27 protein-coding genes, 2 tRNA genes and 1 pseudogene are annotated in these 26,779 nt (G+C 64.9%); 17 read left to right on the top strand and 13 right to left on the bottom strand.

Annotated features, from left to right (window positions below):
- The 3 genes and pseudogenes from A2J02_RS19890 to A2J02_RS19880 all read left to right on the top strand — a co-directional run.
- Positions 1-715, top strand: a pseudogene (locus tag A2J02_RS19890) (NAD-glutamate dehydrogenase domain-containing protein); the annotation flags it as partial.
- 64 nt (positions 716-779) lie between these two features.
- Positions 780-1,244, top strand: coding sequence for an acyl-CoA thioesterase (locus A2J02_RS19885; RefSeq protein ID WP_068052572.1), 465 nt, complete (start codon positions 780-782; stop codon positions 1,242-1,244).
- Entirely contained in the window at positions 1,237-1,926 is a 690-nt protein-coding gene (locus A2J02_RS19880) for a hypothetical protein (protein ID WP_068052569.1), read from the top strand. Before A2J02_RS19885 ends, A2J02_RS19880 begins: the two co-directional genes overlap by 8 nt.
- Here the strand turns inward: A2J02_RS19880 and A2J02_RS19875 are convergent.
- Complete coding sequence (locus A2J02_RS19875) at positions 1,923-3,506, bottom strand: glycoside hydrolase family 13 protein (RefSeq protein ID WP_068052566.1); 1,584 nt, start codon at positions 3,504-3,506, stop codon at positions 1,923-1,925. The genes A2J02_RS19880 and A2J02_RS19875 overlap by 4 nt on opposite strands.
- Positions 3,507-3,717: 211 nt before the next feature.
- On the opposite strand from A2J02_RS19875, the gene A2J02_RS19870 reads away from it, so the two are divergent.
- Positions 3,718-4,185: a cupin domain-containing protein gene (locus A2J02_RS19870; protein WP_068052591.1), complete on the top strand. Its 468-nt coding sequence runs from the start codon at positions 3,718-3,720 to the stop codon at positions 4,183-4,185.
- A 21-nt stretch (positions 4,186-4,206) separates the two neighbouring features.
- On the opposite strand, the gene A2J02_RS19865 is transcribed toward A2J02_RS19870, so the two are convergent.
- Positions 4,207-4,602, bottom strand: coding sequence for a globin (locus A2J02_RS19865; protein WP_068052563.1), 396 nt, complete (start codon positions 4,600-4,602; stop codon positions 4,207-4,209).
- Between the two features lie 50 nt (positions 4,603-4,652).
- Complete coding sequence (locus A2J02_RS19860) at positions 4,653-5,612, bottom strand: mechanosensitive ion channel family protein (RefSeq protein WP_068052588.1); 960 nt, start codon at positions 5,610-5,612, stop codon at positions 4,653-4,655.
- Between the two features lie 231 nt (positions 5,613-5,843).
- Between A2J02_RS19860 and A2J02_RS19855 the strand changes: the two genes are divergently transcribed.
- The 3 genes from A2J02_RS19855 to A2J02_RS19845 all read left to right on the top strand — a co-directional run bounded on the left by A2J02_RS19855 (position 5,844) and on the right by A2J02_RS19845 (position 7,302).
- Positions 5,844-6,506: an HNH endonuclease gene (locus tag A2J02_RS19855; RefSeq protein ID WP_176460278.1), complete on the top strand. Its 663-nt coding sequence runs from the start codon at positions 5,844-5,846 to the stop codon at positions 6,504-6,506.
- An 81-nt stretch (positions 6,507-6,587) separates the two neighbouring features.
- Entirely contained in the window at positions 6,588-6,839 is a 252-nt protein-coding gene (gene ctaJ / locus A2J02_RS19850) for an aa3-type cytochrome oxidase subunit CtaJ (protein ID WP_068052560.1), read from the top strand.
- The gene (locus tag A2J02_RS19845; RefSeq protein WP_068052548.1) at positions 6,826-7,302 is read left to right on the top strand and encodes a DUF5130 family protein; all 477 of its coding nucleotides are present in this window, start codon (positions 6,826-6,828) and stop codon (positions 7,300-7,302) included. Before ctaJ ends, A2J02_RS19845 begins: the two co-directional genes overlap by 14 nt.
- Before the next feature lie 89 nt (positions 7,303-7,391).
- On the opposite strand, the gene pepN is transcribed toward A2J02_RS19845, so the two are convergent.
- Complete coding sequence (pepN, locus tag A2J02_RS19840) at positions 7,392-9,965, bottom strand: aminopeptidase N (protein ID WP_068052545.1); 2,574 nt, start codon at positions 9,963-9,965, stop codon at positions 7,392-7,394.
- Between the two features lie 158 nt (positions 9,966-10,123).
- On the opposite strand from pepN, the gene A2J02_RS19835 reads away from it, so the two are divergent.
- Positions 10,124-10,741 (top strand): mycothiol-dependent nitroreductase Rv2466c family protein, encoded by a 618-nt coding sequence (locus A2J02_RS19835; protein WP_068052542.1) that lies wholly within the window; start codon positions 10,124-10,126, stop codon positions 10,739-10,741.
- A 63-nt stretch (positions 10,742-10,804) separates the two neighbouring features.
- Here A2J02_RS19835 and A2J02_RS19830 read toward each other — a convergent pair whose 3' ends face one another.
- The gene (locus A2J02_RS19830; RefSeq protein WP_082898934.1) at positions 10,805-11,467 is read right to left on the bottom strand and encodes a DUF429 domain-containing protein; all 663 of its coding nucleotides are present in this window, start codon (positions 11,465-11,467) and stop codon (positions 10,805-10,807) included.
- Positions 11,468-11,483: 16 nt separating this feature from the next.
- On the opposite strand from A2J02_RS19830, the gene A2J02_RS19825 reads away from it, so the two are divergent.
- Positions 11,484-11,963, top strand: a complete 480-nt coding sequence (locus A2J02_RS19825) for a ribose-5-phosphate isomerase (RefSeq protein WP_068052539.1) — start codon at positions 11,484-11,486, stop codon at positions 11,961-11,963.
- The gene (locus tag A2J02_RS19820; RefSeq protein ID WP_068052536.1) at positions 11,964-12,758 is read left to right on the top strand and encodes an Fpg/Nei family DNA glycosylase; all 795 of its coding nucleotides are present in this window, start codon (positions 11,964-11,966) and stop codon (positions 12,756-12,758) included.
- Here the strand turns inward: A2J02_RS19820 and A2J02_RS19815 are convergent.
- Both A2J02_RS19815 and A2J02_RS19810 read right to left on the bottom strand, forming a co-directional pair.
- Positions 12,755-13,519, bottom strand: coding sequence for a hypothetical protein (locus A2J02_RS19815; protein WP_068052533.1), 765 nt, complete (start codon positions 13,517-13,519; stop codon positions 12,755-12,757). The two genes, A2J02_RS19820 and A2J02_RS19815, sit on opposite strands and share 4 nt — an antisense overlap.
- A gap of 109 nt (positions 13,520-13,628) precedes the next feature.
- Positions 13,629-13,702 (bottom strand) — tRNA-Gly (locus A2J02_RS19810).
- A gap of 170 nt (positions 13,703-13,872) precedes the next feature.
- On the opposite strand from A2J02_RS19810, the gene A2J02_RS19805 reads away from it, so the two are divergent.
- From A2J02_RS19805 to clpX, 5 genes are all read left to right on the top strand, one after another.
- A tRNA-Pro gene (locus A2J02_RS19805) sits at positions 13,873-13,946 on the top strand.
- 112 nt (positions 13,947-14,058) lie between these two features.
- On the top strand, positions 14,059-15,438 hold the full coding sequence (gene tig, locus A2J02_RS19800; protein WP_068052531.1) for a trigger factor: 1,380 nt from the start codon (positions 14,059-14,061) through the stop codon (positions 15,436-15,438).
- An 83-nt stretch (positions 15,439-15,521) separates the two neighbouring features.
- The gene (locus tag A2J02_RS19795) at positions 15,522-16,172 is read left to right on the top strand and encodes an ATP-dependent Clp protease proteolytic subunit (RefSeq protein WP_082898933.1); all 651 of its coding nucleotides are present in this window, start codon (positions 15,522-15,524) and stop codon (positions 16,170-16,172) included.
- 47 nt (positions 16,173-16,219) lie between these two features.
- Positions 16,220-16,861, top strand: a complete 642-nt coding sequence (locus tag A2J02_RS19790; RefSeq protein ID WP_008715342.1) for an ATP-dependent Clp protease proteolytic subunit — start codon at positions 16,220-16,222, stop codon at positions 16,859-16,861.
- A gap of 297 nt (positions 16,862-17,158) precedes the next feature.
- Positions 17,159-18,439: an ATP-dependent Clp protease ATP-binding subunit ClpX gene (gene clpX, locus A2J02_RS19785; protein ID WP_032394600.1), complete on the top strand. Its 1,281-nt coding sequence runs from the start codon at positions 17,159-17,161 to the stop codon at positions 18,437-18,439.
- A gap of 79 nt (positions 18,440-18,518) precedes the next feature.
- On the opposite strand, the gene A2J02_RS19780 is transcribed toward clpX, so the two are convergent.
- The 3 genes from A2J02_RS19780 to A2J02_RS19770 form a co-directional block, all read right to left on the bottom strand.
- Entirely contained in the window at positions 18,519-19,331 is an 813-nt protein-coding gene (locus A2J02_RS19780) for an N-acyl homoserine lactonase family protein (protein WP_231893927.1), read from the bottom strand.
- A gap of 8 nt (positions 19,332-19,339) precedes the next feature.
- Positions 19,340-20,698 (bottom strand): MFS transporter, encoded by a 1,359-nt coding sequence (locus A2J02_RS19775; protein WP_068052529.1) that lies wholly within the window; start codon positions 20,696-20,698, stop codon positions 19,340-19,342.
- Positions 20,699-20,876: 178 nt separating this feature from the next.
- Positions 20,877-21,554: a TetR/AcrR family transcriptional regulator gene (locus A2J02_RS19770; protein WP_068052526.1), complete on the bottom strand. Its 678-nt coding sequence runs from the start codon at positions 21,552-21,554 to the stop codon at positions 20,877-20,879.
- Between the two features lie 109 nt (positions 21,555-21,663).
- Between A2J02_RS19770 and A2J02_RS19765 the strand changes: the two genes are divergently transcribed.
- The gene (locus tag A2J02_RS19765) at positions 21,664-22,551 is read left to right on the top strand and encodes a shikimate dehydrogenase (protein ID WP_068052524.1); all 888 of its coding nucleotides are present in this window, start codon (positions 21,664-21,666) and stop codon (positions 22,549-22,551) included.
- On the top strand, positions 22,548-24,437 hold the full coding sequence (locus A2J02_RS19760) for a sugar phosphate isomerase/epimerase and 4-hydroxyphenylpyruvate domain-containing protein (protein WP_068052522.1): 1,890 nt from the start codon (positions 22,548-22,550) through the stop codon (positions 24,435-24,437). The genes A2J02_RS19765 and A2J02_RS19760 overlap by 4 nt, the downstream gene beginning before the upstream one ends.
- A gap of 7 nt (positions 24,438-24,444) precedes the next feature.
- Here A2J02_RS19760 and A2J02_RS19755 read toward each other — a convergent pair whose 3' ends face one another.
- From A2J02_RS19755 to A2J02_RS19745, 3 genes are all read right to left on the bottom strand, one after another.
- A complete protein-coding gene (locus A2J02_RS19755; protein ID WP_068052519.1) occupies positions 24,445-25,656 on the bottom strand; it encodes an acetyl-CoA C-acetyltransferase in 1,212 nt (403 codons plus the stop codon).
- Entirely contained in the window at positions 25,649-26,470 is an 822-nt protein-coding gene (locus A2J02_RS19750) for an IclR family transcriptional regulator (protein WP_082898932.1), read from the bottom strand. Before A2J02_RS19750 ends, A2J02_RS19755 begins: the two co-directional genes overlap by 8 nt.
- Positions 26,467-26,779, bottom strand: a 313-nt coding sequence (locus A2J02_RS19745) for a carboxymuconolactone decarboxylase family protein (RefSeq protein WP_197478077.1), incomplete at its 5' end; no start/stop codon positions are given. The genes A2J02_RS19745 and A2J02_RS19750, both read right to left, overlap by 4 nt.

Below are 26,779 nucleotides of genomic sequence, written 5' to 3'. Positions count from 1 at the left end.
CACCGAGATATTCGGACTCGACGAGGTGTGGAACTCGATCAGGGCCGCGGACGTGCCGACTGCGGTCTCGGCCGAACTGTTGCTCGAGTCGCGTCGCATGCTCGACCGTGTCTCGCGCTGGCTGCTGGCCAACCGTCCGCAGCCGCTGGCCGTCGGCGCCGAGATCAGTCGGTACGCCGGTCAGGTGCGGGCACTGCAACCGTCGGTGTCCAGGTGGATCTCCGGGCATCAAGCCAGCGACCTGGACTCCCGATCGGCTGCGGCGATCGAACGCGGCGCGCCGGCCGAGCTGGCGCGCCGGATCTACGGCTTGCTCGATGTGTACTGCCTACTCGACATCATCGATATCGCCGACATCGTCGACCGGGACGGAGCCGAGGTCGCCGAGCTCTACTTCGCCCTCGATGCGCACATCGGTATCGACTGGTTGCTCACCGCGGTGTCCAAGCTGGCCCGCGGAGACCGCTGGCATTCGTTGGCGCGCTTGGCTCTTCGCGACGATCTGTATTCCTCGTTGCGGGGAATCACGCAGGCCGTATTGGCGGGCGGCGAGCCGGACGAGTCGGTTGCGGAGAAGATCGCCGAATGGGAGTCGACCAACTCGTCTCGTCTGGCGAGGTCTCGTGCGGCGTTGACCGAAATCGCCGAGTCGGGAACCCTCGACCTGGCCACCCTGTCGGTCGCTGCCCGACAGGTCCGCAACATGGTGCCCTGACCTTCAGCACCACATCGCCACGGGCGAGACCGCCGATACTCGACCGAGAAGAGGAAACGACCACGTGAGTGTCCCCGACGCCCATCTGTCCGACAAGCGACCTGAAACCGAGCGAGTGGGCTTTCATGCCACCGTGGACGTGCGGTGGTCGGATATGGATGTGTATCAACACATCAACCATGCCCGGATGGTCACTCTCCTCGAAGAGGCACGCATTCCCTGGCTGTTGGTGGACGGGAGGCCGACGGCGAACCTGCGCCACGGCGCGGTGATCGCGGATCTGCACGTGAAGTATCGAGGCCAGCTCCGGCACGAGGACGGGCCCCTCGATGTGTTCATGTGGATCGACGCGGTGCGGGCGGTGGACTTCGTCGTCGGATACGAGGTACGAGCCCGGGGAGCGTCGTTGGACACTCCCGCGGCCGTGGTGGCCTCGACACAGATTGCGGCGTTCGACATCGATGCGCAGCGGCTGCGCCGGCTCACTCCCGAAGAGCGTGAGTTTCTCGTGAGCTGGCAGCGTGTATGAGCGCGTACTGACCGTTCCCGATGCGGTCGAGCGGGAGAACCTGGCGACGTTCTGCACCAGGGCGCTGCGTCTGGACGAAGCTGCGGTGATCCGTATGCGGACCCGAGCGGGCGGCGGTGTGTCCTGCTGGGCGGCAACGGGTTTCGATGCTCTCGCGGCTCGGGTCATCACCGGGACCGTGGTGCCCGACGACACGAGTGCCGGTGCCGACGTGTTGGTCGCGGCGGTGCAGCAGGCGACCGACGGTGTGATCGACCCGGGATTTTCGATGGATTCCGCCTGGCGCGGAGCCCTGCCACCGGACGGCGGCTTCGGCCATCTCGACGATGTGCCGGCCCGGGTGCTCGTTGGGCTCGCGCAGCGCGGCGTCGCACTGGCCAAGGAGCACGGCAGCAGTCACGGTCCGCCGAGTTCGTTGCTCGAACAGGAGGTATTGCACGTCGCGGGCGAGAACGACGACGTCTCGATCTCGATGCGAACGGTATTCGCCTTGACCGCAATGGGTTTCGTGCCACACAGTGGCAGCGACCCGTTGACCGTCGACGTCGACCCGGATCGGATCGCGCCCGACGAGGTGGTTCGGGTGCGGGTGTCGAAGGTCTGGCTACGTCTCGATGCCCGCTACGGCTCCGTCTTCGCTCGTCGCGCGGGACAACAGTTGTCGCTCACCGTCGAGCGTTAGACGAGCCACGCAGCGGCGTTCGCCGGAAGCCTGCCGTCCACCAACGGCGCACTGGCCAGCAGCAACTCGCCGGGAGGCAGCGGGATCGACTCCTCCGACGCGTTCAAGGCGCAGATCAGGCCACCGCGTCGACGAAATGCCAGGCAGCCGGAAGGAGATCCGTACCAATCGACTCCGCTACCGGTGAATTCCGGACGTAGAGCCCGCAGCTCGAACGCCGTCCGATAGAGGCTCAGCATCGAATCGACGTCTTCGAGTTGCGCCTCGGCGGTGTACCCGTCCCATTCGGCCGGCATCGGCAACCATGTTCGATCGGTGGAGGAGAACCCGAACGGTGGTGTGTGCCCCTCCCACGGCATCGGCACTCGGCAGCCGTCGCGGCCGCGCTCTGCGTGCCCGGATCGCTCCCACACCGGATCCTGCAACGCACTGTCGGGCAGTTGTACGTTCGGCAGCCCCAGTTCGGCACCGTTGTACACGAAAATCGTTCCGGGAAGCGCCAATTCGACGAGGATCATGGCGCGCGAGCGCGCCCGACCGAGGTCCCCACCGCCGTATCGGGTGACCTCACGCTCGACGTCGTGATTCGACAGCGTCCACGTCGGAGTTCCGTCGACCAGTTCTACTGCGGCAAGGGAATTGGAGATGGCGTCGCGGATGGTTGCGGCGTCGAAATCGACACTGGCCAGCCGGAAGTTGAAACCCAGGTGCAACTCGTCGGGCCTGATGTACTCGGAGAAGCGCACGTTGTCCTGCACCCAGATCTCACCGACGGTCACCGCTTCGGGGAATTCGTCCATGACGGCTCTGATGCGTCGATGCAGGTCGTGGACCCGAGGATTGTTGAACCGGGGATCGTCGTCGTCGTTCTTCATCAACGCGTTGAGTTCGAGACTCATGTCGGCCAGGTCGACGGGTTTGGCCATACCGTGCGCCACATCGAGCCGGAAGCCGTCGACGCCGCGGGAAAGCCAGAATCTCAAGGTGCGCGCGAAGTCGTCGAACACCTCCGGGTTGTTCCAGTTCAGATCCGGTTGCTCGGGCGCGAAGATGTGTAGGTACCACTGACCGGGGGATCCGTCGGGCTCGGTGATCCGAGTCCAGGCCGGGCCACCGAAGATGCTCGGCCAGTTGTTCGGCGGCTGCGCACCGTCGTCACCACGTCCGTCTCGAAAGATGTAGCGAGCACGCTCGGCACTACCGCGCGCCGCCGTCAGGGCCGATCGGAACCACGGGTGCTCGCTGCTGGTGTGATTGGGCACCAGGTCCATCGTGACCTTGATGTCGCGCGCATGAGCTTCGTCGACCAACGCGTCGAAGATCTCCAGGTTGCCGAACAGGGGGTCGATGTCACGCGGATCCGACACGTCGTACCCGTGATCGGCCATGGGCGACCGGGTGATGGGTCCGATCCAGACTGCGTCTATTCCCAGCAGCTCCAGGTAGCCGAGCTTGTCGCGAATTCCGTCGAGGTCACCGATGCCGTCACCGTTGGAGTCCGCGAACGAGCGGGGATAGATCTGGTAGAGGACGGCGTCCTGCCACCACAACAGCTCGGAGCTTTCGATCGGATCGGTCACAAGGGGCAATAGTGCCAAACGATCGGCCGCAGAACGATTCAGGGGCGTTCGGGCACGACAGGAGGCAGCCTCGTAGGTCAACGAACAGTAAAGCTTTGTGCTCATTCACATGACCGACTCCTGCCGGTTCGTTGGGAAAGTGTTGTATGTTCTGCTCCTGGAACAAGTAGCGGCGGAAGCCGCGCCCGACGGTGAGGACGCGACGGAAACCATGATCACTTCGACCATCGAAGCCGTACGACTCGGCGACATCGCTCTGAACGACAGCCCCATCGAGCCGACTTGGATTCTCGAAGGAAACCCGCAGGCTCGCCTCGCCGAGTGGTCGAAGAGCATCGACGGAACCACCACCACCAACGTGTGGGACTGCACGGCAGGACGCTTCCGGTGGTACTTCGCCGTCGACGAGATCGTGCACATCATGGACGGTTCGGTGACCGTCTCGAGTGACGACCACGCACCGCGCACCCTGCTTCCCGGCGATGCCGCACTGTTCCGTGCGGGCACCTGGTCGGAGTGGTACGTGGAGAACTACGTACGCAAGCACGCCATCCTGCGCCAGCACCTACCCGCTCCCATGAGCTTCGCGCTCAAGGTGGCCGGCTCCGTTCGCGCGCGGGTGGGCAAGCTCAAGGTCGCCGTCGGCGGCAAGAGCCCGCAGCGCGTCGGATCGCTGTAGCCCGCTGCGCTGTCGGGGCCGTCAGATCGCCGAGTTCATCATCGAATTGGCGGCCATCTCCATGTAGTCGATCAACTGGGCTCGGTGCGCGGAGTCCATGACCTCGGGGGCGATCGACGCGATCGCGATGTGCATGCAGCGGAGCCACGCGTCTCGCTCCATCGGTCCGATCCGAAACGGGTTGTGGCGCATACGAAGTCGAGGATGGCCACGCTCGTCGGAGTAGGTTCGCGGACCGCCCCAGTACTGCTCGAGAAACATCCGCATCCGCCGTTCGGCCGGTGCCAGATCCTCCTCGGGGTACAACGGCCGCACTAATTCGTCCTTGGCGACTTCCTCGTAGAACTTCGCCGTGAGTGACCGGAACGTCTCGGCACCGCCTACCGCGTCGTAGAACGTCTGCTGCGGTTCGGTCATCACACTCTCTCTGTTCGTTCCTGGTCGGCGTCGGTCACGTCCATTGTCCCTCAGCTGCCTCGCTCGGCCACGACCCCACCCGGGCGACCCAGTGCGTACGGTGCCTTGATGTCGGCATCGTCGAACGCCTGGAGGATCTCCTGGTGCAGTCTGCGCTGTACGGCCCACTGGCGTCCGGGGCGGGTCTTGATCGTGATGCGGATGGTGACGGTGTCGGCGCTGACCGCGTTGACACCGAGCATCTCGGGCGGTTCGAGGATGTCATCGGCGAAGTCCTTCGATTCCACCACCGCCAGCGTGGTGCGTTCGGCGACTGCGCGGGCCTCGTCGATGTTGGCCGTGTGGGACACGGGCAGATCCAACACGGCGACCGCGAAGCCCTGACTCATGTTGCCCACGCGCAGCACCTCGCCGTTGCGGCAGTACCACACGGTGCCGTTGACGTCCCTGATCGTCGTGACGCGTAGCCCGACGCTCTCGACCGTGCCGGTCGCTTCACCGAGGTCGACGACGTCGCCCACTCCGTACTGGTCCTCGAGGAGCATGAAGATACCCGAGAGAAAGTCTCGGACCAGGTTCTGCGCACCGAAGCCGAGGGCGACGCCGACGATCCCGGCCGAGGCGATGAACGGAGCGACGTTGACCCCCACGACGTCGAGCACCGACAGCACGAACCACGTGAGAATCATGACCGAGACGGCGGACTTGAGCACCGAGCCGATCGTGTTGGCACGCTGTTTGCGCCGCTCGTTGAGAATCGCGCCCTTGACGGTGCTCGACGAACGCTCGCGCAGCGGACGCAGCAGCGTCGGAGACTTCCCGACGTTGTTGCGGGTGAATCGGTCGATCAGTTTGTGCAGGACGAGGCGCAGCACGATGGCGAGGGCCAGATAGCCGAGAGCCTGCAGCGGACGATCGACCAACCAGTCGCGTCCGGTCTCCGTCAGCTCGAACGCTCGGGTGTCGAGATCTCGCAACAGCGACGGTTCGGAGAGGGACGATGCGGACAGGAAGGTTGATACAGACACCCGAAAAGTCTACGGAGACGCAGAAATCTTGCCAGTCACGCAGCGCATGGAGCCGTCGTTCGTCGTTCGTGAACGCGAGGATGCGAGATGTTCACCGATCGGCAACAGAAAATGCCGGGAAAAAGGCTGTGCGAGGAGGGTGCATTCGTGTTCCACTGTGACTCGTGTTCCACGCAAGCCATGCGCGGGCGCCGACTGTTTCTGGAGCAACGCATGAAGAACTCGCAACACCGCCATCGACAACTCCCGCCCACTGAGGGCCGCACCACGCACGACCAGCGTGAGACGGCCTCGGGGGCTTCTCCGCTGCGTGTGGTGCCGACGGCCCACAGTGCCACGGGCGACGACGCCGTACCGGCGTGGGTCAAGCGCCGTGTGCTGCTCCTCAATGCCACCTTCGAACCACTGACCGCGCTTCCGATGCGCCGGGCGGTGGTTCTTCTCGTTTGTGGGAAGGCCGACGTGGTGCACGACGATCCGGAGGGGCCGTTCATCCGGTCGGCCGACCGCTCGGTGCAGGTGCCGTCGGTGATCAGACTGCGGACGTTCGTCCGTGTTCCGTATCGAGCCCGGGTACCCATGACCCGACAGGCGCTGATGCACCGCGATCGGTTCCGGTGCGCATACTGCGGAAGCAAGGCCGAGACCGTCGACCACGTGGTTCCGCGCAGCCGCGGAGGTGGCCACTCGTGGGAGAACTGTGTCGCCTGCTGCGCCTCGTGCAACCATCGCAAGGCGGACAAACTGCTCAGTGAGATCGGCTGGACGTTGCGCGCCCAGTTGGTGCCGCCGAAGGGTCCGCACTGGCGACTGTTGGCGACGACGAAGGAGCTGGATCCCAGTTGGCTCGCGTACCTCGGTGAGGGCGCTGCCTGACGCGGGTACGCCTGCACTTTTCGGTCACAACACCGGCCCCGACGTGGTCCGACGCGCAATTGTCGACTAACGTCACACCCTGTGAGCATTTTTGAGACCACGCTGATATTCGGGGTGATTCCGGTTGCGGTGATCGGACTCCTCGGCGCGTTGTCCTACTTGACCGACAAGCAGCCCGGTATGGACGTTCCGCCCTACCGACTGACGGACGAGTGGACGCGCGAGCCATTGCTGTGGACTGCTACGGACGAGGTGACTCCTTTCGGAGGTCACGGTTCGCACGGTGCCGACACAGCCGACTCGATCGGAGGTTCCGCAAGTGGCAAGTGGTGAACTCGTCCGCAGTGACGTCAGAGAAGAAGACCTGCCCGTCGGTGCAGCCCTCACCGCGAGCGGCCGCATCTCGGCTGCTCACGAATTCGGGACGACCAACCCCGAGCACCTGCCGTTCGCGACGCAGGACCTGGTTGCACTCGACGATGCACTCACGCAGGCGATTCGACAGACCAAGATCCGGTTCAACGTCTACATCGGTGATCTCGGCGCAGATCCCGCTGCGGGTGCGGATTCGGTGTTCCCCGGCACACCCGATGCCATCCGTTCGGTCCTGGTCTCCGTCGACCCCAATCGGCATGCTCTCGAGATCCGCACCGGCAGGCGAGTGTCCAACCGTGCGACCGACCGGGTTGCACAGTTGGGTGTCACCGCCGCGCTCGGTCCGTTCCGCGACGGCAATCTCATCGACGGTCTGGTCACTGCCGTCCGGGTGATGACCGCGTCCATCCTCAGCCCGTAACTCTCCACCTCCAGACCGCGCTTCCACGACGAGGGCCGGTTGTCCACCTCGCGGTGGGCAACCGGCCCTCGTCGTCTGTGCCGTCCAGATCAGCTCGCGTCGAACTCCCGCGCAGCGAGAGCCCGGACGACGCCGGCCCGTCCCTCGATCACCAATCGCCGAAGGGCGGGCGGCAGATCACCGTCCAGGAACTCGTCCGCGGCCGCCAGTGACTGCTCACTGATCGACCAGGACGGATAGAGCCCGATCACCACGGTCTGCGCGACCTCGCTGGATCGACGAGACCACACACCTTCGATGGCGTCGAAGTAGCGAGCGACATACGGTTCGAGCAGCTCGCCCTGACCGGGGCCGGCGAAGCCGCCGATGATCGAGCGAGCGGTGATGTTCGGCACCGCGTCGTCGTCGACCACCGTGGTCCACGCCTGTTCCTTGACCTCCGCGCTCGGGCGTGCAGCACGTGCCGCCGCAGCCGATCGAGCCCCGGCAGCGGTGTTGTCCTTGCCCGCCTCGGCGTCGATGACCGGCGATTCCAGTCCATCCGCGTCGATGGCCCCGGCACCGGCCAGGGCCGTGACGATGCGCCACCGCAGATCGGTGTCGACTCCCAGACCGGACAGGGACTGACCGTCGACGTCACCGTCGAGCAATGCGCGCAGCACCTCGATGTGGCGATCGCCGAGTTCGATGCCGGTGAGGGCGTTGACGAAGGCCAGCTGGTGATCCGAGCCTGCTTCGGCGCCACGCGCCAGCTCGAGCAGAGCATCGGCGAACTCGGGGGTACCGTGTTCGGCTGCCCACGCAGGATCGGCGTAGCTGGTGATGGCGGTCTGAGCTTGAAGCAGCAGACGTTGCACCACACCCACTTCCGTTTCACCGCCGATTCCGCGCTGGACGAGGGCAACGAAGTCTCGCGCCTTCATCTCGGCGGATCGAGTCATTTCCCAGGCCGCCGACCACGCAAGGGTGCGGGGGAGTGGTTCGGCGATGTCGCCGATTCGGGAAAGCAGGACATCGAGTGAATCCGGGTCCAGACGCACCGCGCAGTACGTCAGGTCGTCGTCGTTGACCAGAACGAGCTTGCCGCGCGAGACACCCACCAGCGCGTCGACAGTCGTCGACTCGGCAGCATCGAGGTCGAGTTCGACGCGGTCGGTGCGCACCAGCTTGCCGTCGACGTCGTCGTAGATGCCGACCGCGATGCGGTGTACGCGATGCTCGCCTGCACCCGGGGCCGCACCGGTCTGCAGCACCGAGAAGCGGGTGAACTTGCCGTCGGCGTCGACGTCGAAGTCCGGACTCAGGGTGTTCAGGCCGGTGGTGCGCAGCCACTGGGCGCCCCAATCGGACAGATCGCGTCCCGACGACTTCTCCAGTGCTGCAAGAAGATCCGAGAACGTGGCGTTGCCGAAGGCGTGATCGACGAAGTACGCACGCAAGCCGGCGAGGAAGTCCTCCTTACCGACGTACGCCACCAGTTGCTTGAGCACACTCGCGCCCTTGGCGTAGGTGATGCCGTCGAAGTTGACCTCCACGGCCGCGAGATCGGGAATGTCGGCGGCGATGGGATGCGTCGACGGCAGCTGGTCCTGGCGGTACGCCCAGGCCTTCTCGACGTTGGCGAAGGTGGTCCACGCGTTGGTGTACTCGGTTGCCTCGGATTGGCACAGCACCGAAGCGAACGTCGCGAAGGACTCGTTGAGCCACAGATCGTCCCACCACGTCATGGTCACCAGGTCGCCGAACCACATGTGTGCCATCTCGTGCAGTACGGTCTCGGCGCGACGCTCGTACGAGGCGCGTGTCACCTTGGACCGGAAGACGTAGTCCTCGAGGTACGTGACGGCACCGGCATTCTCCATCGCGCCGGCATTGAACTCGGGCACGAACAGCTGGTCGTACTTTCCGAAGGCATAGGGAGTGCCGAAGTTCTCGTGGTAGAAACCGAAGCCCTGCTTGGTCTCGGTGAACAGGCGTTCCGCGTCCATGTGCTCGGCAAGTGATGCGCGGCAATAGATTCCGAGGGGAATGGTGCCGTGGTCGTCGGTGTACGAGTCGGTCCACTCCGCGTACGGCCCGGCGATCAGCGCGACGAGGTAGGTGCTCATCGACGGGGTCGTGTCGAACACGTGCTCGCCCGCTGCAGGCTCGGCGGCGTGCGCGGCGTTGGAGATGACGGCCCAGCTCTCCGGCGCGGTGACCTTCACATCGAAGGTGGCCTTGAGATCGGGCTGATCGAAGCAGGCGAACATGCGCTTGGCATCGGCGGTCTCGAACTGCGAGTACAGGTAGACCGAATCGTCGGACGGGTCGACGAAGCGGTGCAGGCCCTCTCCGGTGTGCGAATAGAGGCAATCGGCGTCGATGACGAGCTCGTTGTGCTCGGCCAGATTCTCGAGCGCGAGGCCCGTCGACTCGTCGTAGTTCGCGGTATCGATACCGGTGCCGTTGAGCGTCGCGGAGCGGATTTTGCTCGCGATGATGTCCACGAAAGTCGACGCCCCGGCGGTTGCCGCGAACGTGATGGTGGTGAGCGAGCGGAAGGTCTTCTCGCCCGGATTGCCCTCGCCGTCGGTGAGATCGAGAACGATCGCGTACTTCGTTTCCCCGATGATCGCCGAACGCTCGGAGGCTTGGTCACGCGTCAGGTTGGGAGCAACCACTTCAGTCGACACCTCTTCGTGTAGTTATGGGTAGTGCCGTCCATCCCATCACGTCACGCGTACCCCGCGCTGGCCGACGGGCCGTGCGGAATGTCTGCGCGGTGTGCGGTTGTTACGCAATGAAGACACGATGACCTCGACTTCTAAGGAGTAGGACAGTGGCCGGTTCAGGACAGAAAGACACTGCGGATTTTTGGTTCGACCCACTGTGCCCGTGGTGTTGGATCACCTCGCGGTGGATTCTCGAAGTGCAGCAGGTGCGAGACATCGATGTGAACTTCCACGTCATGAGCCTGGCAGTGCTCAACGAGGGCCGCGATCTGCCCGAGGAGTACGCCGCGATGATGAAGAAGGCCTGGGGGCCGGTCCGCGTTGCCATCGCCGCAGCCAAGCTGAAGGGTGACGAGATCCTCGACCCGCTGTACGCGGCCATGGGAACACGAATTCACAACGAGGGCAACAAGGATTTCGACGTCGTCATCGCGGAGTCGTTGGCCGAACTGGACCTGCCCGGTGACCTGGCGAAGGCAGCCGAGAGCACCGACCACGACGAGGACCTGCGGACCAGCCATCACGCAGGCATGGACAAGGTCGGACCCGATGTCGGCACCCCGACCATCCACGTCAACGGCGTGGCCTTCTTCGGCCCTGTGCTCTCCCGAATCCCACGTGGCGAAGAGGCAGGCAAACTGTGGGACGCATCGGTGATCTTCGCGTCGTACCCGCACTTCTTCGAGCTCAAGCGCAGCCGCAACGAGGACCCGCAGTTCGACTGATCGCACTTCCCCTCGTGCGTGGAAACTCGTAGCAGGAGTAGAGCTTTCACGCACGAGGGGGTGCTAGGCCACGATTCGATCCGAGCCGTCCTCGGTACCGAACGTCAGGTGCTCGCCCAGGTGGAAGCGTCGCGCCGACCACGCCGCTGCGGCCGCATCGAGAAAGTCGTCGACGGCGGGTCCTGGCGGTAGATCCGCCAGATCGACGTGTTCGCTCCATCGCATCATCGAGGCCAGTCGTTGTCCGACACCGCGGCCGGTCTTCTTCGACGAGAAGACCGTCGCCGGGGACATGGCCCGGAACGAGCATTCGGGATGTACCTCGATGTACCTGTCCCGATCGACGTCCGCATCCCGCCACGCCTTCACGGACGGCAGGATGTGCCACGTCTGCTTGCTGATCGCTTTGCCGGTGAGCTGCCGAGAAACGGCACACGCTTCGGGATACGACTCGGCGTCGAGTACGCCTGCGACCGGCGTGTGGAAGATGGAGCTGCGCGCCGTACCGAGAAACGTCTTCGCCTCCAGTTCGCTGACGCGATAGCCGTGCTCGGGCAGCGACAGCGGCATGTCGACGCCCACCCGTGCGCAGTCCCGTGTCACCTCGAGCACCTCCGTCACCGACGCGCACGCGGTCCACGTCAACGTCGTCTCGGCCAGAACCGCGACCACCCACGCGCCTTTCGCGCCGTCCACACCGGCGAATTTCTCGGCTTCGGAGTTCACCTGTCAGACTCTAGGCATGCGCGTATACCTGGGTGCCGACCACGCCGGCCTCGAGTTCAAGAATCAGATCATCGAACACCTGACGGCGACCGGGCACGAGCCCGTCGACTGCGGTGCCTTCGACTACGACCCCGTCGACGACTACCCGGCATTCTGCATCGACGCAGCACGCCGCGTCGTCGCCGACCCGGGTAGCCGCGGCCTGGTGCTCGGCGGTTCCGGCAACGGCGAGCAGATCGCAGCCAACAAGGTGCCGGGCGCTCGCTGCGCGCTGGCGTGGAGCGTCGAGACCGCCAAGTTGGCCCGCGAGCACAACGACGCTCAGCTCATCGGCATCGGTGGCCGCATGCACACCCTTCCCGAGGCCCTCGCCATCGTCGACGCCTTCCTCGGCACTCCGTTCTCGGGCGAAGAGCGCCACCAGCGCCGCGTCGACATCCTGTCCGAGTACGAACGCAGCGGCGAGGCACCCGTCGTGCCGGGAAAGCCCGAGTAGGTGCCCGAGGGGCACACTCTGCACCGACTGGCTCGGTTGCATCAACGTCGGTTCGGCGGGGCACCGGTCGAGGCGAGCAGTCCGCAGGGGCGCTTCACCTCCGGTGCCGCGCTGATCGACGGTCTCGTACTGGAGAAGGCCGAGGCCTGGGGCAAGCATCTGCTGCACCGATACGAGTCGGATCTGATCGTGCACATCCACCTCGGCCTCTACGGGAAGTTCACCGAACAGTCTGTGCCGCTGAGCGATCCGGTGGGTGCCGTGCGGTTGCGCATGGTGGGGGAGAAGTACGGAACCGACCTGCGCGGACCCACGGCCTGCGAGAGCTACACCGAGGAGCAGGTCGACGCCCTGGTGGCGCGACTGGGCCCGGACCCCCTGCGCAAGGACGCGGACCCGGACGGGGCTTGGGCGCGAATCTCCAAGTCGCGCACGGCAATCGGAGCCTTGCTGATGGATCAGAAGGTGCTCGCCGGCGTCGGAAACGTCTACCGCGCCGAAATTCTGTTCCGGCACGAGATCAATCCGATGCGACCGGGCAAGGACCTCGATCGAGCGGAGTGGGACGCGATCTGGCTCGACCTCGTGGAATTGATGAAGATCGGTGTTCGACGCGGTCGCATCATCACCATCCGGCCCGAGGACGATCACGGCGACACCTACGGTGCGCGACGACCGCGCTCGTACGTCTACCGCAGGCAGGGATATCCCTGCCGGGTGTGCGGAGCCGACATCCTGCACTCGGTGATGCAGGCGCGAAACCTGTTCTGGTGCCCGGTCTGTCAGGCGACCTAGAAACCGCCGAAGTCCATCCCGCCGCCGTCGCCGCCGAACATGTCGCCGCCCCCGTCGTCCATGGCACCGTATTCGGTGTCGCCACCGAGGTCGTCGCCGCTACCGCCGTCCGAACCGTCGGCCCCCGTTTCGCCGCCGGCTGCGGTCTCTGCCGGAACGCCGGCCATGCCGGAGAACATCGCCGAGAACAGGAACATCGATCCCATTCCCCACGCACCGGCGACCAGGGCGGGACGCCACCACGGCTCGGAGTACCAGCCCGCGGGCACCGGACGACCCGCGACACGGCCACCCGGGTAGTAGTTGGGGGTGCGATCGGACGGATCCGGTGATGCCGCGATCTCACGGCCCTCGAAGTCGACCTTGCGTTCTTCGGTGACGCGTCCGGCCTGTTGCTGGCCGTCGATGCCCTGCACCTCCGGGCCGGGATCCATGCCCATGGCCAGACGAGCGGCGCGGATGTAATAGAGGCCCTCGAGCGCGGTCTGCTTGGCCAGTCTGGCTTGTTCGGGGGTGGTGGCCTGGTCGATCTGCGAACCGGCAGCGATGTTGCGTTCGGACGCATCGGCCAGGGCCTGCTTGGACGGTGTGTCGGTGCCGATCAGGTTGTAGACCTGACCGCCCAGGCGTTCGATCGACTGGCGGGCATCGGCCTTGGCGTCGGCCAGCGCGGTTTCGGCCGCCGCAGCCGAGTTCTTCTTGCTTCGCAGGACCAACAGGGCCACTGCGGCGACGACGATGACGATCAGGACTATTTCCACTGCGGGCCTTCCGCCGACGGTGCATGCCCGGTTCTACGGACAATTCGGACACCGTCCAGAGTACGCGGACACGAAAAAGCCCCGCACTGACAGTGCGGGGCTTTTTCGGTGGAGCCGATGACGAGAATCGAACTCGCGTAGCCTGTTTGGAAGACAGGGGCTCTACCATTGAGCTACATCGGCGTGCAAACAACAGTCGTGGGATCGCCAGTTCCGTCGCCTGCGTTTCAAGACTGTACCCAACGCCGACGCAGGATTCCAAACCGGCCCGCCGCGACCGGTTCCGCCGAACGTCATCGGTGGGGCGCCCATGGGGGGCTACTATCGGTTGCTGTTCAATGGTGTGGGTACGACGGGGTGTGGCGCAGCTTGGTAGCGCATCCGCTTTGGGAGCGGAGGGTCGCAGGTTCAATTCCTGTCACCCCGACAAATGAGGGCCGCAGGCACGGTTCGCCGTGTTCGCGGCGAGCGAGGTAAGACCGCAAGCCAGCACCGTAAGCACCACCAGCAAGCAAGAATTACTCAAAGGAGCATGTTCCGTGAAGAGCACCGTCGAGCAGCTGAGCCCGACGCGAGTCCGTATCAACGTTGAGGTGCCCTTCGAGGAGCTCAAGCCTGATTTCGACCGCGCGTACAAGGCTTTGGCTCAGCAGATCCGCCTCCCCGGCTTCCGTCCCGGCAAGGCTCCGGCCAAGTTGCTCGAAGCGCGCGTCGGCCGCGGGGCAGTTCTCGAGCAGGTCGTCAACGAAGCTCTTCCCGCCCGTTACTCCGAGGCCGTGACCAACGAGAAGGTCAAGGTCATCGGCCAGCCCGAGATCGAGATCACCAAGATCGAGGACGGCACCGAGCTCACGTTCACCGCCGAGGTCGACGTTCGTCCCGAGATCGATCTGCCCGACTACTCGACCATCAGCGTCGTCGTCGATCCGCTCGAGATCAAGGACGAGGCCGTCGACGAGCAGCTGCAGTCGCTGCGCCAGCGTTTCGGCACCCTGACCGGTGTCGATCGTCCCGTCCAGTCGGGCGACTTCGTCTCGATCGATCTCTCGGCCACCGTCGACGGCGAGAACGTCGAAGAGGCAACCGCGAGCGGACTGTCCCACGAGGTCGGCTCCGGCCAGCTCATCGACGGACTCGACGACGCGATCATCGGCGTCTCCGCGGACGAGTCGAAGGAGTTCACCTCGACCCTGGTCGCCGGTGAGTACGCAGGTAAGGAAGCCGTCGTCACGGTCAAGGTCGTCTCCGTCAAGGAGCGCGAGCTGCCCGAGGCCGACGACGAGTTCGCCCAGCTGGCCAGCGAGTTCGACACGTTCGACGAACTGCTCGCCGACCTGAAGACGCGCGTCGAGCGAGTCGCGAAGGTCGAGCAGGCCGGTCAGATCCGCGACAAGGTGCTCGAGACCCTGCTCGACACGCTCGAGATTCCGGCTCCCGAGGCCGTCGTCAAGGCCGAGGTCGATTCCCAGGTGCACGAGGCCATTCACGGCCTCGACCACAACGAGGAAGCACTGGCCGAGCTGCTCGAGTCGCAGGGTTCGAGCCGCGAGGAATTCGACAAGGACGTCAAGGAAGGTGCCGAGAAGTCGGTGCGTACCCAGCTCCTTCTCGATGCGATCGCCGAGGCCGAGAACACGCAGGTCGGGCAGGAAGAGCTCACCGAGCGGATCATCTTCCAGGCGCAGCGCTACGGCATGCCGCCCGAGCAGTTCATTCAGCAGGTGCAGCAGGCCAACCAGCTCGGTGCCGTGTTCGCCGATGTCAAGCGCGGTAAGGCACTGGCTTCGGTCGTCGAGCGCGTCAACGTGACCGACACCACCGGCGCGACCGTCGACACCGCAGAGCTGTTCGGCAGCCCCGCCGATGCTCCCGACGAGGTCGAAGCAGCAGATTCTTCCGAGGGCGAACAAGAGAAGTAACGCTCACAGCGAACGACGGCGGTTCCGGGACTCCGGAGCCGCCGTCTTTCGTTAGTGTCTGTGTCAGGAACCAACGATTTGTTATGGAAAAGGCAGGTACCGTGACTGTTCAGAATCCGGCGGCTTCGCACCAGCAGAGTCCCGTCATGACTTCGGCTGCAGCAGGGCTGAATCTCAGCGACTCCGTGTACGAGCGTCTGCTTCAAAACCGCATCATTTTCCTCGGTACCCAGGTCGACGACGACATCGCCAACAAGTTGTGCGCTCAGATCCTGCTGCTTTCGGCCGAGGACCCCACTCGCGACATCGCGCTGTACATCAACTCGCCCGGTGGCTCGGTCACCGCGGGTATGGCCATTTTCGACACGATGGAATTCGCCGAGTGCGACATCGCGACCTACGGAATGGGTCTGGCGGCCTCGATGGGTCAGTTCCTGCTCTCGGCCGGTGCCAAGGGCAAGCGCTACGCCCTGCCGCACGCGCGCATCATGATGCACCAGCCCTCGGCCGGTATCGGCGGCAGCGCCTCCGACATCGCCATCATGGCCGAGCAGTTCGCGCACACCAAGCGCGAGATGGCAGAGCTGATCGCCCTGCACACGGGTCAGACCGTCGAGCAGATCACCGAAGACTCCGATCGTGACCGCTGGTTCACGGCGCAGGCCGCCAAGGAATACGGGTTCGTGGATCACGTCGTCAGCCGTGCGCGGCAGGCCGGCGGAATCGGCGAGTAATTCGGCCGCTCCCGGCGACCCTCGATCACTTACATCTTGGAGAAACGATGACAAACCTGTTCGACCCCAATCAGCTGCCGTCCTCCCGATACATCCTGCCCTCCTTCGTCGAGCACTCCAGCTACGGCGTGAAGGAATCGAACCCGTACAACAAGCTGTTCGAGGAGCGCATCATCTTCCTCGGCGTCCAGGTCGACGACGCGTCCGCCAACGACGTCATGGCGCAGCTGCTGGTGCTCGAGGGCCTCGATCCCGATCGAGACATCACGATGTACATCAACTCGCCCGGTGGATCGTTCACTTCGCTGATGGCGATCTACGACACGATGCAGTACGTCCGTGCCGATGTCGCGACCGTCTGCCTCGGCCAGGCTGCGTCTGCCGCGGCCGTCCTGCTCGCCGCCGGCACTCCCGGTAAGCGTGCAGCACTGCCCAACGCACGCGTGCTGATTCATCAGCCGTCGAGCGGTGGAATTCAGGGCCAGGTGTCCGACCTGGAGATCCAGGCCGCCGAGATCGAGCGCATGCGTCGACTCATGGAGACCACCCTCGGCCGCCACACCGGCAAGGATCCCGACGTCATCCGCAAGGACACCGATCGCGACAAGATCCTCACCGCGGAACAGGCCAAGGACTACGGGATCATCGACACCGTGTTCGAGTACCGCAAGCTCTCTGCCCAGAAGTAGCAGAGCGACTACCACCGGTCGGACCGTGTAGGTCCGGCAGAAGAATCCGACGCCGGGTGTGAGTGCAGAACTCCACCCGGCGGTCGCGATCGGCGACCCGAATGGCGCAATCGGTGAAATCGGGTGGCGAATCACCGGAAACAACCCGCCCATGTTCGGCGAACACGGGTACCGTCGCATCCAAGAACTCGGTCGACCGAAGTCGGCATGACGACAGACCGAGAAGTAGCCCACGAAGGTTTCGGCCACACCCGGTCGGCGTGGGTCGTACGCGGACAAGGAAGTAGGAACCTCCGAATGGCACGCATCGGTGACGGTGGCGATCTGCTGAAGTGCTCCTTCTGCGGCAAGAGCCAGAAGCAGGTCAAGAAGCTCATCGCTGGACCAGGGGTGTACATCTGCGACGAGTGCATCGACCTGTGCAACGAGATCATCGAAGAGGAGTTGGCCGAATCGAGCGAAGTCAAGCTCGACGACCTCCCCAAGCCCTCCGAGATCAAGGACTTTCTCGAGAACTACGTGATCGGTCAGGACGCTGCCAAGCGCACATTGGCCGTTGCGGTCTACAACCACTACAAGCGCATCCAGGCCGGTGACAAGGCGCGCGACGTGCGCGGCGAATCCGTCGAACTGGCGAAGTCGAACATCCTGATGCTCGGACCGACGGGGTGCGGAAAGACGTACCTCGCGCAGACCCTGGCGAAGATGCTCAACGTGCCGTTCGCCATCGCCGACGCCACCGCCCTCACCGAGGCCGGATACGTGGGCGAGGATGTCGAGAACATCCTGCTCAAATTGATCCAGGCCGCGGACTACGACGTCAAGCGCGCCGAGACCGGCATCATCTACATCGACGAGGTCGACAAGATCGCTCGCAAGAGCGAGAACCCGTCGATCACGCGCGACGTGTCCGGCGAAGGCGTGCAGCAGGCGCTGCTCAAGATCCTGGAAGGAACACAGGCCAGCGTGCCGCCGCAGGGCGGTCGTAAGCATCCGCATCAGGAGTTCATCCAGATCGACACCACCAACGTGCTCTTCATCGTGGCCGGTGCGTTCGCCGGACTGGAGAAGATCGTGTCCGATCGGGTCGGCAAGCGCGGGCTCGGCTTCGGAGCCGAGGTTCGCTCCAAGGCCGAGATCGACACCCAGGATCACTTCGCCGAGGTCATGCCCGAGGATCTGATCAAGTTCGGTCTGATCCCCGAGTTCATCGGTCGACTGCCGATGATCGCGTCGGTGACGAATCTGGACAAGGAATCGCTCGTGACGATTCTGTCGGAGCCGAAGAACGCGCTGGTCAAGCAGTACCGACGCCTGTTCGACATGGACGGCGTCGAGCTCGAGTTCACCACCGAGGCCCTCGAAGCAATTGCCGACCAGGCGATTCTCCGTGGAACCGGTGCCCGTGGACTGCGCGCCATCATGGAGGAAGTTCTGCTGCCGGTGATGTACGACATCCCGAGCCGCGACGACGTCGAGAAGGTCGTCGTGACTGCCGAGACGGTGAACGACAACGTGCTGCCGACCATCGTGCCGCGCAAGCCCGAGCGTCCGGAGCGCCGCGACAAGTCCGCCTGATACGGCCGATCGATTTGCTGGACAACGACGAATCCCCGACCTCATCCGCGAGGTCGGGGATTTTTCGTTCTCGTCGTGGTCAGCCGATGATCACGGCGTGCGCACCGGGGGCGGCGGTCACGGCGGGAAATCGGCTCGATACCAGCGGGTCGTGGCCGGGTACGAAAATGCCGGGGTCGGCGGCGAGCTCACGGATTCGATCGAAGGCTCCGTACATGTCCGGCAGCGCGTGCAGGATCGCGAACGGGCTGTCGTCCTCGATGTTCTCGTAGAAATGACTGGCGTCCGAGGCCAACACCACCGGGCCGCGGTCGGTGTGCACTCTGACCACCTGCATGCCTGCGGTGTGTCCGCCGACGGCGTGTACCGACAGTCCTGGGAACAGGTCGATATCGCCGTCGACGAGGTCGAGCCGGGTGCCGCGATCGGCGGTTCGGATGTGTTCGGTGTCGGCCTGCGAGTGCAGCCACCGTTCCCGGGTGATGCGGGCGGCCCACGGCCCGGTCCAGTATTCGAGTTCTTTGCGCTGCACCACGTATCGCGCAGACGGGAGATCCGCGACGACCCCGGTGTGGTCGTAGTGCAGGTGGGTCAGGATGCAGGTGTCGATGTGATCCGGTGTCAGCCCCAGTTCGCCGAGCAGTTCGATGGGTGACCCGTGATAGTCGAGCCCGTCCTTCGATTCGGCTGTGGACCGGGACATTCCGGCGTCGATCAACACCGTGCGGGTCTTCGAGACAGCGAGCCACACGTAGTAGGCCACCGTCTGGCTTTCGGTGCTGCGCTCGTCGCGTTGGTGAAAGAGAGTGCTGCGCAATGCCGTTCGAGTGGCATACTGCAGGGCGAGCACCGTCCAGGTGCCCGCCGCTGCAGGTCGAAGTGCGTCGATCACGATCTCGATCAGACCGACGCGGCGCGTGCGCTGTCGGTGGTGCGAGTCCGAAGACCGAGCTCGTCGGTGGGGGTACGGAAGGTCTCCTTCGACGTGGCGACGATGACGACGTTGATGGTGCAGAAGACCGCGGTGACGATCGCGACGGGTAGCCACGCGCCGACCTCGGCTCCGGCGATCGCTCCTGCGATGGTCGGCGCGAATCCTGCGATGGCGAAGCCGATCTGGGTTCCCAGTGCGGTTCCGGTCAGGCGAACCCGGGCTGGGAACATCTCACCGTAGAACGAGGGCCAGACGCCGCCGGTGGCGCTGTGCACGAAGCCGAACATCACGATGCCGAAGACGAAGATGAGGACGTAGTTGCCGCTCGAGATCGACCACAGGTAGCCGAACATCAGGATCGCGCAGCCGATGGAGCCGAACAGAAACACCGGCTTGCGGCCGATGCGATCCGACAGGGCACCGAAGAATGGCAATGCGAAGAGGGCGACGACGTTGGCAAGAACGCCCACCCACAGCATCGGGGTGCGCTCGAGGCCGACGGTGTTGACGGCGTAGGACAGCGCGTAGACGGTGAAGATGGTGCTGACGGAGGCGATGACAGCGGCGAGCATCACGCGAAGAACGGCCGAGCGATGGTTGCTGAGCAATTCGGCGACGGGCAGGCGCTGCGGTTCGGTGGACGCAACTTCTTCCTCGAAGACCGGGGTCTCGTCGAGCGATCGGCGGATGACGAAGGCGGCTACGACGACGAAAGCGCTGAGGAAGAACGGGATTCGCCAGCCCCAGCTGAGCAGTGCTTCCTCGGGGAGCATGGCGACGGGCAGGAACACTGCGGTGGCGAGAATCTGTCCGCCCTGGGTGCCGCTGAGGGTGAAGCTGGTGAAGAATGCGCGCCTGTCGTCCGGGGCGTGTTCGAGCGTCATCGAGTTGGCCCCGGCTTGCTCACCGCCGGCCGAGAATCCCTGGCACAGGCGAAGCAGCACCAGGATGATGGGCGCGGCGATGCCGATGGATTCGTACGAGGGCAGGACGCCGACGCCGAGGGTCGCGATACCCATCAGCAGGACGGTGGCGACCATGACCTTCTTGCGTCCGTAGCGATCACCGATGTGGCCGAGGACCAGCGCGCCGAGCGGCCGTGCGAGGTATCCGACGCCGAAGGTGGCCAGGGCCAGCAGGGTTCCGGTCGCCGGGTTGGACCCCGGGAAGAACACGCGGCCGAAGACGAGTGCGGCAGCAGTGCCGTAGATGAAGAAGTCGTAGTACTCGAGGGCGCTGCCGACCCATGCGGCGGTCGCCGCTTTGCGCGGGTTCGCCCCGGGGCGAAGCGGCGTCGGGTGGGAGCCAGGGGTGTGCGAATCCATCGTTCTCGTGTCTCTCTTCGTGAGGCGGGGGAGCTCGGGCGCTGGTCGACGACGCATTCTCGGCGATCGGACCGCTAATGTACTAAATGGTTAACACCGGGTGCCCCTGAATACTGAACGTGATCCATGCCACGTGTCAACCCCCGAAGTGACGAGACCTACCGCGCAAGCGCGAAAATCAGCGAGAAGGCGAGGTCAGGAACGCGATGATCATGTCGCCGAGCATTGCGCGCAGGCGCTCTCGATGCCGGGGATCGGTGAGGTCGCGACCGAAGAGGGCCTCGAAGGTGTACCGGTTCGACAGACGGAACACACAGAAGCTGCTGATCGTCATGTGCACGTCGAGGGCATCGACGTCCGTGCGGAAGACCCCGTCGGCCTGTCCACGCTCGAGGATGCTCGACAGCAGTTCCGCAGCGGGATTGCCGAGGTTGCTCAAGGCCTCGGATCTGGAGATGTGTTCGCCGCGGAGGATGTTCTCGGTGGAGACCAGACGGATGAAGTCGGGATTCTCCTCGTGATGGTCGAACGTCAGAGAGGCGATGGCCCGAATGGCTTCGACCGGTCCCAGGCCCTCGACGTCGACGTCTCGTTCACGCTCGCGAATGCGCAGGTACGACCGTTCGAGTACGGCCTTGTACAGGCCTTCCTTGTCGGTGAAGTAGTAGTACAGCATCCGCTTCGTCGTATGCGTGCGCTCGGCGATCTCGTCGATGCGCGCCCCGGCGAAGCCCTTGTCCGCGAACTCCTCGGTGGCCACCTCGAGGATGTTGTGCCGGGTCAGGTCGCTGTTGCGTCGACGCTTGACGGTGGGTCCACTGCTGTCGTCGGACGTGTCGGTTGCGCGCGGAGCCATGGATCAACTCTATCGGCACCGATTGCGGCAAAAGGGTTGGGCGCGAGGCGGAGGCGTAGTACCGTCGAGCTAATTCACCAATTCGTACATTAGGCCCGAGGAGATCGACATGCCGGAATCCCTGCTCTGCGGACTGATCGGGACGGGCATCGGCAAGTCGCTCACTCCCGCGATGCACGAACGGGAGGGTGCCGAGCACGGGCTGACCTACCAGTACCGAATCATCGATCTGGACAGCCGTGGACTGACCGTCGAAGATCTGCCCCGTCTCGTCTCGACCGCCGCGGACCTCGGATTTCGAGGACTCAACATCACGCACCCGTGCAAGCAGCGCGTCATCTCCACTCTCGACGGGCTCTCCGAGGACGCCGCCCGACTCGGAGCCGTCAATACCGTCTTGTTCGCCGACGGCCGTGCCGTCGGCCACAACACCGACTGGTCCGGATTCGACCGCAACTTCGGCCGCGGATTGCCCGGTGCCGACATCGGTGACGTGGTGCAACTCGGTGCCGGGGGAGCAGGGGCGGCCGTTGCCTACGCGATGGCCCGACGCGGCGCAGGCAGGCTCACTCTCGTCGATGCCGATCCGCTTCGGGCTCGACAACTCCGAGATTCCCTGTCGGTGATGTTCCCGGACGTCGACATTGTCTCGGCAGGCCTCGACCGGCTCGCCGCCGTCCTCGACACCGCAACCGGCCTGGTGCACGCCACCCCGATCGGAATGGTCGAACACCCCGGATCTGCTGTGCCCGAGGCACTCCTGCATCCGCGGATGTGGGTTGCCGAGGTCGTGTATCGACCGGCCGAGACCGAGTTGCTCGCTGCCGCATCCCGAGTCGGGTGCCGAACGCTCAGCGGAACCGGAATGGCAGTGTTCCAGGCCGCCGACGCATTCGAGATATTCACCGGACGCATCGCCGACGCCGATCGAATGATCGCGCACATGAGCGCGTTGATCGCGCTGGAGGATCGCGCCGCCGCAGGTGTTCTCGCATGACGCACATCGCCACATCGGTGGCAACGGTATCGCTCAGTGGTTCGCTGGACGAGAAGATGCGTGCCATCGCCGATGCGGGGTTCGACGGCTTCGAGGTGTTCGAGCCGGACTTGATCAGCTCTCCGGATCTTCCCGCGGACATCGCGAAGAAGGCAGCCGACCTCGGTCTGACCCTCGACCTCTATCAGCCCTTTCGCGACGCCGACTCGGCCGATCCGGAACAGTTCGCCCGCAACCTCGTTCGCGCCGAGCACAAATTCGACGTCATGGAACAGTTGGGGTGCGATCTGCTGTTGGTCTGCTCCTCGCCGCTGGCCGGCGCCGTCCGCGACGACGCCCTGCTGGTCGAACAGATGGCAACCCTCGCCGAGCGTGCGCATCGGCGCGGAATGCGACTGGCGTACGAGGCGTTGGCGTGGGGTGCCCACGTGAACACCTACCGCCATGCCTGGGACATCGTCCGGCAGGTCGATCATCCTGCACTGGGAACGTGCCTCGACAGCTTCCACATCCTGTCCCGCGGAGACGATTCCGCAGGCATTCGAGAGATCCCGGGCGAGAAGATCTTCTTCCTCCAGCTGGCCGACGCGCCGCACCTGGTGATGGACGTACTGCAGTGGAGCAGGCACCACCGGTGCTTTCCCGGGCAGGGCAGCTTCGATCTGGCGCGGTTCGGTGCCGATGTCGCTGCCTCCGGGTACTCCGGCCCGTGGTCGCTCGAAATCTTCAACGACGTCTTCCGTCACTCCGACACCGGCCGCACGGCATCCGACGCGCATCGGTCGCTGCTGTACCTCCAGGAGCAGGTGCGCGACGTCGAAACACCCTCTGCCGGTATCGATCTCTTCGCGCCGCCACCGCCCGGTCCGATCGAGAACGTCGTCTCCCTGCGAATCGCGGCAGGGCCTGCGAAGGCAGCGCAACTGGGTACGACACTGCGACACCTCGGCTTCGATCTGACCGCAGCACACAGCGAACACGGACTCAGCCTGTTCACCCAGGGGCCGCTGGCGGTCGCCGTCGACACCACCGTGGACACGCTGTGGACCGCGCCCGGCGTTCCGGCTCACCTACCCGCGCTGGCCCAGATCGGGATTCGCAGCGAGCGGCCGGATCTGTGGCTGACTCGGGCTCGTGCGCTGGGAGTCACCGCGTCCACCGTCTCCATGCCCGGCGTGGCCGACGCCACCGACGCAGTGGTACGTCTGGCCGTGACCGGTGCGACGTCGCTGGACCTCCGTACCCGCCACAGTGCGGGTGCCTGGCAATCGGCATTCGACCTGGCACCCAAGGTGGTGCAGGAGAACCGGGCGTGCGTCTCGCACGTGGATCACATCGCCCTCGCCGTGCCTGCCGAGAGCTGGGACGGCGTGATGTTGCTGCTGCGCTCGGTGTTCGGCATGGTGCCGCACGAGGGCCAGGACGTCGTCGACGCGATCGGCCTGGTTCGTAGCCGAGCACTCACCCTCGCCACGGCCAACGGCACTATTCGACTCTCGCTCAACATGGTTCCCGGCCGCCCGTCGGACTCGGACCCTCTGCCCGCGGCCCGGCGCGGAGGCGTCGGACATGTGGCGTTCGGGTGCGAGGACATCTACGCCGCTGCGAGTGCGATGACCGAACGCGGCCTCACCCCGCTGCGGATCTCGCCCAACTACTATCGCGATCTCGACGCGCGATTCGGACTCGGCTCCGAGACGTTGGACGCGATGCAGCGCCTCGGGATCCTGTACGACGCGGACGGGACCGGCGGTGAGTTCTTCCACTTCTTCACCGAAACCGTGGGTGACGACCTGTTCTTCGAGGTGGTCCAGCGAGTGGGTGGCTACGAGGGCTACGGGGAGACCAATTCGGCTGTGCGACTGGCGGCGCAACTGCAGTACTGATCGGTGATCAGCCGATTCGCTCGAACACCGCCGCAAGTCCCTGTCCGCCGCCGATGCACATGGTCTCGAGTCCGTAGCGGACTTCCCGTCGGTCCATCTCGCGCAACAGCGTCGCCAGGATGCGGGCTCCGGTGGCACCGACGGGATGGCCGAGCGAGATGCCGGAACCGTGTGGGTTCAGCCGAGGATCGTCGGACTCGATGCCCCACGACCGAGTGACGGCGAGAGCCTGAGCGGCGAACGCTTCGTTGAGTTCGATGATGCCCATGTCGTCCAGGCTCAGTCCGAGGCGTCCGAGCGCCTTCTCGCTGGCCGGTACCGGTCCGATACCCATGGTGCGCGGAGCGACGCCGGCGACACCCCAGCCGGCCAGTCTGGCCAGCGGCCGAAGACCCAGTGCTGCAGCCTTTTCCGGGGTGGTGACGATCGCGATGGCGGCACCGTCGTTCTGTCCGCTGGCATTTCCGGCCGTGACCGTCGACTCGGGGTCGATCGACGCACGAATCGCCTTCAACTTCGCCAACGACTCGAGGGTGGTGTCGGCACGGGGATGCTCGTCGGTGGTGACGAGTATCGGATCCGATTTACGTTGGGGGACCGACACTCCCACGATCTCCTCGGCGAACACGCCGCTGTTCTGCGCAGCGACTGCGCGCTGGTGAGACTGCACTGCGAGTGCGTCCTGATCGGCGCGGGCGATCGAGAACTCCGCGCGCAGATTCTCCGCGGTTTCGATCATGCCGCCGGGAACCGGAAAGTTCTTGCCGCCCGCGGTCACTCGCGCTCGGGCGAGTCGGTCGGACAGGGCCACGGCCTCGGCCTTGACGCCCCAGCGCATGCCGGTGGCGTAGAACTCCGTCTGACTCATACTCTCGACGCCGCCCGCCAGAACCAGATCGTTACCGCCGGACTGCACCTGCATGCACGCCTGCAGTACTGCTTGCAGACCGGAGCCGCAGCGTCGGTCGACCTGCATCCCGGGGACGTCGATACCCAGATCTGCATCGAGCGCGGCGATGCGTCCGATCGCCGGTGCGTCGCCGTTGGGGGATGCCTGGCCCAGGATGACGTCGTCGATGTCGGCACCGGAGATGCCGGTTCGGGCAACGAGTTCGGCGATGACGGTGGCGGCCAGGGCCTGGGCGGAGATATCGCGGAACTGACCGCCGAAGCGGCCGACCGGGGTCCGAAGGGGTTCGCAGATGACGGCGTCAGGCATGGGTGGTTCCTCGTCTGTCGTTGGGTCCGGTACTCACCCGGAGCAGGTCGGTCTCGATGGCGCGGGTGGCGTCGAGCAAGGCCGGGAGTAGTTCGGTGCGGACTGCGTCGGCGGTATGACGCGCAGCCTGGGTGGAGACGTTCGCCGCAGCGACGACCGTCCCGTTGCTGTCGTGGATGGGAGCCGCGATCGATCGCAGGCCCTCTTCGAGTTCCTGATCCACCAGACAGAAGCCGTCGGTCCGTACGCGTTCGAGTTCGCGTCCGAGTGCGTCGGCAGTGGTGATCGTCTTCCCGGTGAGCGGAGTCAGCCGGACTCTATCGAGGTAGGCGGCGAGTTCGTCGGCCGGTAGACCGGCGAGCAGCACTCGTCCCATCGATGTCGCGAATGCAGGGAATCGGGTGCCGATGTTGATGCCGACGGTCATGATGCGGCTGACCGGAACTCGGGCGACGTACACGACGTCGTCGCCGTCGAGAATCGAGACCGAGGACGATTCTCGGACCCGTTCGGCGAGAGCTTCCAGATGCGGCCCCGACACTTCCGGGAGGGACAGGCTCGACAGGTAGCTGTAGCCCAGTTCGAGCACCCGCGGGGTGAGCCAGAACATGGAGCCGTCGGTACGGACGTAGCCGAGTTGAACGAGTGTGAGCAGGAACCGTCGGGCAGTGGCGCGGGTGAGGTCGGTTGCTCGGGCGACATCGGAGAGTGTTCGACGCGGATGCTCGGCGTCGAAGGCTCGGATCACCGCGAGGCCACGGCCGAGCGACTGGACGTAGTCCGAGGACGGCGGCGGTGATTCCGCGGGGTTCACGAGGTACCCGATTCGGTCTCGGCGGAGGACTCGGCGATGGCTGCGTTCGCCAGAGCGAATGCGCTGTTGCTGTTCGGAACTCCCGCATACACGGCAGTGTGCAAGAAGACTTCGGCCAGTTCGTCCGGTTCCAGTCCGGCGCGCAGCGCTGCGCGGATGTGCATGTCGAGTTCGTGCTGATTGCCCACGGCCGTCAGGATCGCCAGGGTCAGCAGTCTGCGGGTGTGGTGATCGAGTCCCGGTCGGTTCCAGATGTCACCCCATGCGGTACGGGTGATGAAATCCTGGAACGGTGCGGTGAACTCGGTG

The sequence above is a fragment of the Rhodococcus sp. EPR-147 genome (assembly GCF_001647185.1).
Classification (GTDB): Bacteria; Actinomycetota; Actinomycetes; order Mycobacteriales; family Mycobacteriaceae; genus Rhodococcoides.
Note: the sequence above shows the minus strand (reverse complement) of the source record. Positions and strands in the feature narration are given on the sequence as shown.